Raw genomic sequence first — 7,247 nt, forward strand, 5'->3', positions numbered from 1 at the left:
GCGTTCAACTTCAAGAGGGCCATGAGGCGCTTTTTTGCCCTGTTGGAATGGCTATACTGTTTTTGCCTTCTGTGGAACGGAATGAACAAAAAATGCGAACGTCCTTATCTTGCGTTCGCAAAGTGACTTTTTAAGGGCTGACTATGTAGAGGCGAAGTCAACGGGCAACGAGTTGCGCGCGTTTCTACAATGCTTTGGAATTTGCAAAAACGATTCTTCCTGTTTTCAATTTTCAAACTCGACTCCCCATCCTCTTTCCCTCGACATCGGCCCGTAATCGCTTGCTGACTATGGATATACTTTTTTAGCTGGCTGGCTCACGGTCTTGCTTGATTTTTCTTCACTAAAGCCCTTTTTAGAGGTGGTTTTCTTTCCAAAAAATGTTATCTTTTCTTTGCTTTTTGAGGTGATTTTAAATGAAATTTTGGATTTTAAATCTTTTGGTCGTTGTTTCGCTGGTTCTTTCCGGTTGCTTTGCGGCACCGGGGATGGTGTTGAACGAATCCGCGGACGAAGAGGGAGCGATTGACACTCTGGCGGATTTTCAAGGGGCAAAAGTGCATTTGCAGAGCATTAACGCCAAAACCCTTGCTTTGCAGTCTTCAGCTTCGCTTGCGTCTGGCGGCAGTGTCTCTCCCGAACTTCTTTCCTATTCGCCGGAAGCATACAAATTGGGACCTTTCGACATTATTCAAGTCGTTATCTGGGAGCATCCAGAATTGACCAGCCCCTTGGGTTCGTATCGCAGCGATATTGCGACCGGACAACTGGTAAGCGAATCGGGAATCATGTTTTATCCCTATGTCGGGGACATCAATGTTCTGGGATTGACGATTACGGAACTGCGTGTCAAAATCGTCCAGGAACTTTCAAAAGTCCTGAAAGATCCGCAGATAGACATTCGGCTTTTGCAGAGCCAGCGTCACAAGATTTATGTGCAGGGTTCCGTCAAGAATCCGGGCGTTGTTCTTTTAAGCGATGTTCCCGTGACCCTTTTGGAAGCGATCAATCGTTGCGGGGGCGCAACCGTTGCCGCCAATCTTTCTTCGGTGGAATTTTCCCGGGATGGAAAGAATTATACGATAGACCTTTTGGCTCCTTATGAAGCGGGAAAAGGCCCAAATGACATTGTACTGAAGGATAACGATGTCATTCGCATTCCGGATGCGGAAGAATCCAAAGTCTATATGATGGGCGAAGTCGGTCGTCAGCAGGCGCTTCCTTTGAAGAACGGCAAGCTTTCTTTGGCGCAGGCCATTGCCGAAGCGGGCGGTTTGCAGTCGGAATCCGCCAAGGCGGAAAATATCTATGTGATTCGCGCAGCCGCCATGGACGAAATCAACGTGTTCCATTTGAATGCGGGCAATCCGATGGCTCTGGTTTTTGGCGATCGCTTTGCTTTGCAACCGGGGGATCTGGTGTATGTCGATGCGACCGGGCTTGCTCGTTGGAACCGCGTCATGAAGATGCTGCTCCCGACGGCTCAGCTTATTTACTACGGAACACAGGCCGTCCATACGACGCATACGGCTAAAGAAGATTTGATGAACTGGTAACGGCAACTAAAACGCATTTTTTAAAATCGCGGTGGCGACGTGTCGCTAGGGGTTTGTGGTGAGTTTTCCGAAACTCTAACCCCTCCAGTTTTATTCGCCAAAGCTATTTTGGAAATCGCCTGACAGAATTTTAGGATTTTTTCCGGAAACACTTGTTTTTTCCTTTGCTATGTGTATATTTTCGTTATGAGTGTAAAAAACGTCAATTCGCCGGAACGTCCGTTCTGGAGTCGCAAGAACCAGAAAGCGTATCGGATCAATCGAATGCTCATTTATGCGACGATGGTTTTGTCGCTTCTTGCAGCGGGAATTGTCTGGTTTGGCGTGAAAAGCGCTCTAGGAGAATAAACAGAGAGGTGTATTCTTATGAACTTTAAGAATATGGGCAATCACGAAACGATGTATTGTGGCCGTCGCCCCAAGAACGAAAACATTGAACCTTCCGTTCCTCTTGCCAGCGAAGAGGAGCAGGAAGAACAGGAAGAGGAGGAAGAAGAGGACCTCGATGAAGAGGTCAATTTCGACAAGCCTACTTTCAAGCGTGACCAGATTTGGAACGACTACGCTGAAGATCTGGATTACGACCAGTGATTTCTTCCCTGAAAAGGGGAGCTTTTTTACTTTCCGCTTTACTTTTGTCCGTCGCCCTCCTGTCTTGTGCCGCAAGGCAGGTTTACACGCCTGAAGCCGAGGAATCTTTTGTTTCTCGGGCGATGAGCGATTGGGTTGCGTCGGAAGAAGAGCTGCGGGAATCCTGGCAGCAATACCAGTTTGCATTGCAAGCGATGGAAGACGAGGATTGGCTTGTCGCCCGTCATCATTTGGATATCGCATTGAAAAAGCTGGTGGCGGAACGATACGATTCCGCATTTTACCATCAGCCGACTCCGGAGCGCGATTCTCTTTATCGTAGAGAACTCGCCCTCAAGATTATCGCCGCTTTGGACGAAATCTATCCGGAAGTCCTTCGCATGGGGGAGGACGCTTCGGCGTATGTGCAATATGAATTTGAAGACAACGGCTTGGAGGATTTGGACGAACCGCCATTGGACAGCGCGGAACGGTTTGAAATCGAAAGTTTTTTGGATACGCTCTCTCGTTCGGCGTTCACTCTGCCTGTGGAATTTAATGAACGGGTCATGCAGGAAATCCAGTATTTGACGACTCGGGCGCACGACTTTACGGAAGCATCGCTTTCTCGCAAGACCGCTTTTGATGAAATGATTTATGCGATTATCGATTCTTTGGAAATGCCCCGGGACCTGATTTTTTTGGCGTTGGTGGAATCGGGGTATAAAATCAAAGCGTATAGTCGGGCGAAAGCAGCGGGACTTTGGCAGTTTATTCCGGCGACGGGAAAGCGTTACGGGCTCTATCAGGATTTTTGGATGGATATGCGCCGAAACCCGGAACTTTCGACTGTTGCCGCGATGAAATATCTGCGGCGTCTGCACGATGAATTTGGCGACTGGCTGATGGCGATGGCCGCCTATAATTGCGGTGAAGGTTGTGTGCGCAGGCGCATTCGGGAATGCAAAGAGGATTCTTTGTGGGATTCTACGAAAACGCCGACTTACTGGGATTTGAAGCTTCCCAAAGAAACCATGCATTATGTGCCGAGAATTCTGGCGGCAATGACGATTGGACATTATCCGGAACATTATGGGATGAATGTGGAAAAGCGCGAAAGAACGCCTTTCGATACGGTCACGGTCGTGGAATTTATGCCTTTGGAACAGGTGGCCAAGGCGGCGGGAGTCGATATGAAGACGATTCAGGAATTGAATCTGGAATTAAACCGCTGGTGTACGCCGCCCAAGGAATCCGGTTATGTTGTACGTATTCCGGAAGGTTCGCGGGATTCTTTTCTGGTCGCCTATGACAAGATGGACAAAAAATCGTTTTCCCGTTGGCAGTATCATAAAGTGAAAGACGGTGAAAATCTGGGGCTTATCAGTCGGCGCTATGGCGTTTCGGTTCGGGACATCCAGTCGGCAAACCATTTGAAAAATACGCGCATCCGGCGTGGGCAGAATTTAATGATTCCGCTGCCGTCCGGGGCCTATTCGCCGGGGAAAGAAAATTCCGGAAATTCAAAAAATAAAAATGTCGGTCGTACTTACAAGGTTCGGTCGGGAGACAATCTCGGAAGCATCGCTAGAAAGTTTGGCGTGTCTGTAGCGAATTTGCAGGCGTGGAATCACTTGAACAATTCTTCGATTTTTGCAGGGCAGGTTCTTTTTGTTTCAAAACCATCCACGGAAAAGAATACGAAAAAAGAGAATTTGAAGCCGGAATCGAAAAAAGAAAAGAAGCCTCTCAAGATGGATTCGGAAAATTTTATAACGCATCGGGTTCAGTCCGGGGAATCGTTGTGGGATATTTCCCGCCAGTATGGGGTGACCATCGAGCAGATTGTGGAGTGGAATAAGAAGCAGACGACTAAAGTGAAAGCTGGAGAACTGTTGAAAATCCGAAAATAATGTGGATGCCTGATGCCGTCGGCGTTCATTGTCTTTCTTAAAATGAAATTTCCATTTTTTTTCTATTTTCTGTGAAATGAAAGTGAAATTTGTTTTTTTGTTGGTCTTATGGAGCTTGGCTCATTTTGCGTTTGCGGCTCCAGCGGATTCCGTTCAAAATACGTCGGCAAAAAAGAATGGAATTTTGGCGAGCTTGCGCCCCATTGATGAAGACGAGGCGATTTATCGCGGCAACATTTTTGCTGGCACGACGTTGTTCCTGTTGCAAGGGAGTACAAATGATGAAACGCTGAACGTCCTGTTTGGCGATATTTACAGCGCTGAAGGCTATACTTTTCGGGTCGAGGCTTTCGGCGGTTATTTTGTGCGTAGTGCGATGGCTCTGGGTGCGCGTGCCGGATTTAGCAGGACAAATCTGGACATCGATTTTTCCTTGTTGGAGGACATTGCCGATGTTTCGGAACGGCGGCAGTATTTGAGCAACGCGTTTTTTGTGCAGCCCTTTCTCAAGAATTATTTTAAAGTTTTCGATTCCAAGAACATCTATTTTTTCAATGAAACATCCTTGATGGTGGAGTATTCTTACGGGATTTCGCAAACCGACGATGACGAAGATATTTCCAAAACAAAAAATCGCAGTTGGACATTTCAATTTGGAATCAATCCGGGTCTCAGCATTTTAGTGCTGGATCGATTTGCTTTTGAATCTTCGGTGGGGCTTTTGGGACTGAGCTCTTCGTTTATGGAAATTGAAGAAAACGGAGAAACTCGCAGTAAAATCGTTTACAATATCGTGAATTTCAAAATCAATTTGCTCGCCTTGAATTTTTCGCTGGTCTATTTCTTTTAGGAGAATGGGATGAAACGATTGCTTTCTTTTATTACAAAAGGTCTTTGCGGAAAAATCTCCTGGATTGTTTTAGCGGCGATGTTGCCCGTCTCCTTTTGGGCTTGTTCTGCCGATTACGATACTTTTGGAACTTCGGATTATTGTGAATTAAAAGAAATTTCTTTTATGGAACAGAAGGGAGATCCTGCAATTTATTCTCGAGAGCATCGGATGGAATTTGATTTGCTGGAAATTCCGGACTCTTTGGACACGTGGGATTCAATCACTATTGCGGGCTTTGGCATGAGTCATTTTGCCTCGTTGCATCTTGTAGATACGGAAATCGGGGAATTTCCCAAAGATTCTTTGGCTTTGGATTCTCTGGCGGAGAGCGTGGACTATGAAACGTCCCGATTGCGGAAACAGACCCGAATTCCCATCTCGGCAAATCAGAGTGTCTTTTTGCTAGTCCTTTCGGAAAGTGGGAACAAATCCATTTGGCAATTGAATTTTTCGATTCCCGAGAAAAGAGTCAGTTCTTCGTCGGTAAATTCTTCAAGCAGTTTTTTGAAAAGCAGTTCCAGTAGCATCGCCTATAATTCCAGCAGTTCGGGGGTAGAAAATCCGGCGGATTCAACCTTGCCCGAAATACTGTCTCTCTTTATTGCGGGCAAAGAAGCGCAGATTGAACGAGAAAGTAAAACCATCCATTTGGATTCTTTGGAATATCTTGCCGATTTAACACGTTTGGAACTCTCGGAATTAACGCTTTCTGAAGGGGCGAACGCCGATGTGACAGTCGGGGAATATTATGATTTCGGTACTGGAATTTCGGTAACGGTTACGGGAGCCAATGGAATGACACGGACATATTTTGTCAAGGCCGGATACCAGATTCCAGGAAGCAATTTGGATGTTTGGAAAAATAACGACGTCGTGCCGGATTCCATTTGGGGAAATGCCAATACGATTTTGACGACAACAGAAAAGATGACGGAAGGCTCCGTAATCGGTGCGAAAATTACAACGGGTGCCGTTCTTTCCAAAATTGCCAGTGGAAGCCTTTATACGGCGGATTTCAATCCGAATGATATTAGTGTTCTTTCTATGGCGAGCACTTCGACATGGCCTGATGGAAATGAGCTGCTGGATTTTGGAAAACCATTTAAGGCCCGCCCGGAGTACATGGAAGTGAAATTTTCGTATAAAGGAAGTGGCGACAGCTGTGACGTTTACATTCTGCTGGAAAACAGAACTGGCGATAAGAACGTCAATCGAAAGAGCAGCGATGTGAATAAGCTGGTCGCTTCGGCTTGGTTCCGTTCGTCGTCTGCGGATGGTTCCGGTCACGTGAATCCTGATGTTGTCAGTATTTCGGATGCGGATGAAAATGGGTTGAGAACGCTTCTCCTTAAATTGCAATATGGAGATCCTTTGCCGGGTTCGCCGATCGAGCGCTCTTCGGTTTTCAACACTTCTCTTCAATCGAAGAATGCGAAGGCGATAAATAATGGTCTGGTGCAAGGCTCGGCGGAAGATTTGGTTACGCACGTTCGCATTGTTTTTGCTTCAAGCGCAGATGGAAATCATTATAAAGGGGTAAAAGGCGCAACGCTGATTATCGATTCGATGCGTTTGATTTATGGAAGGTAGCGTTTCGTTGAGGATTGGAAAGTGTTTCTTGTAGATTTTTTTGAATGGAAATTTCTTTTTCGATGAGGAATTTTCTTCATTCGATGAATTTTTCTTCAAAGCGTGAATTTCTCTTCGGAACGAAAATGTTCCTTCCGGCATTGTATTGTCTTCGCAGGCTGAACTCCGGCGGATTTTCAAAAATTCGTTTCCGGCAAACGGTTCTTTCGGGCGGTATATTTGCAGAACAGAGGGATGCGTTCAAGACTTAGCGAAGGCGAGCGTCTCGCAGTCAGCGAAAAAAATCACCTGTGAAAAGCCATTCCGCTTTGGAAAAAGAGTTTCCCTTGTGAAAAAGAAATTCACTCTTCGGAAAAATTTTTGGAATTATATACGATCTTCCGCCAAATACCCTCAATTAATTTTTTCTTCAAAACGAGAATTTCTTTTCACAAGATGAATTTCTTCTCGCAGAGTGCGAGGTGCTCGCTTACCCATGAGCCTTGGAAGCTCCGCTTCCTTTAGGCGAATTGTGCAGCGCCCCATGAGCCTTGGAAGCTCCGCTTCCTTTAGGCGAATTGTCCCTTTCAGGGATACTTCAACTATGGAATCGGAGATTCCAAGTTTCAGGGATGCGAAGCCGAAGCAATCTGTGCTGGCACCTCGTCATTGCGAGGAGCGTAGCGACGTGGCAATCTTGTCAGCGGGAAAGGATTGCTTCTACACTTCGAGTATAACTCCACTAAG

Annotated in this window: 6 protein-coding genes; all 6 read left to right on the plus strand. The window is 46.2% G+C overall.

Annotated elements, in window-relative coordinates:
- The first annotated feature begins 416 nt into the window (after positions 1 to 416).
- Positions 417 to 1,556, plus strand: a complete 1,140-nt coding sequence (locus tag B5D40_RS14535) for a polysaccharide biosynthesis/export family protein (protein WP_078777499.1) — start codon at positions 417 to 419, stop codon at positions 1,554 to 1,556.
- Between the two features lie 186 nt (positions 1,557 to 1,742).
- Positions 1,743 to 1,904: a hypothetical protein gene (locus tag B5D40_RS15785; protein WP_158222101.1), complete on the plus strand. Its 162-nt coding sequence runs from the start codon at positions 1,743 to 1,745 to the stop codon at positions 1,902 to 1,904.
- Between the two features lie 18 nt (positions 1,905 to 1,922).
- Entirely contained in the window at positions 1,923 to 2,147 is a 225-nt protein-coding gene (locus B5D40_RS14540; protein ID WP_143159286.1) for a hypothetical protein, read from the plus strand.
- Positions 2,144 to 4,039 carry a lytic transglycosylase gene (locus tag B5D40_RS14545; protein ID WP_078777500.1) on the plus strand — a complete coding sequence of 632 codons (1,896 nt, stop codon included), beginning with the start codon at positions 2,144 to 2,146 and terminating at the stop codon, positions 4,037 to 4,039. The genes B5D40_RS14540 and B5D40_RS14545 overlap by 4 nt, the downstream gene beginning before the upstream one ends.
- Positions 4,040 to 4,115: 76 nt before the next feature.
- Positions 4,116 to 4,889 (plus strand): hypothetical protein, encoded by a 774-nt coding sequence (locus B5D40_RS14550; protein ID WP_078777501.1) that lies wholly within the window; start codon positions 4,116 to 4,118, stop codon positions 4,887 to 4,889.
- Between the two features lie 9 nt (positions 4,890 to 4,898).
- Positions 4,899 to 6,521, plus strand: coding sequence for a PCMD domain-containing protein (locus tag B5D40_RS14555; RefSeq protein ID WP_078777502.1), 1,623 nt, complete (start codon positions 4,899 to 4,901; stop codon positions 6,519 to 6,521).
- The last annotated feature ends 726 nt before the right edge of the window (positions 6,522 to 7,247 follow it).

This window comes from Fibrobacter intestinalis (assembly GCF_900167415.1).
Taxonomy (GTDB): domain Bacteria; phylum Fibrobacterota; class Fibrobacteria; order Fibrobacterales; family Fibrobacteraceae; genus Hallerella; species Hallerella intestinalis.

Excerpts from the sequence above, each read along its gene's own strand:
- B5D40_RS14535 (WP_078777499.1), top strand. The coding sequence starts at position 417 with ATGAAATTTTGGATTTTAAATCTTTTGGTCGTTGTTTCGCTGGTTCTT.
- B5D40_RS15785 (WP_158222101.1), top strand. The coding sequence starts at position 1,743 with ATGAGTGTAAAAAACGTCAATTCGCCGGAACGTCCGTTCTGGAGTCGC.
- B5D40_RS14540 (WP_143159286.1), top strand. The coding sequence starts at position 1,923 with ATGAACTTTAAGAATATGGGCAATCACGAAACGATGTATTGTGGCCGT.
- B5D40_RS14550 (WP_078777501.1), top strand. The coding sequence starts at position 4,116 with ATGAAAGTGAAATTTGTTTTTTTGTTGGTCTTATGGAGCTTGGCTCAT.
- B5D40_RS14555 (WP_078777502.1), top strand. The coding sequence starts at position 4,899 with ATGAAACGATTGCTTTCTTTTATTACAAAAGGTCTTTGCGGAAAAATC.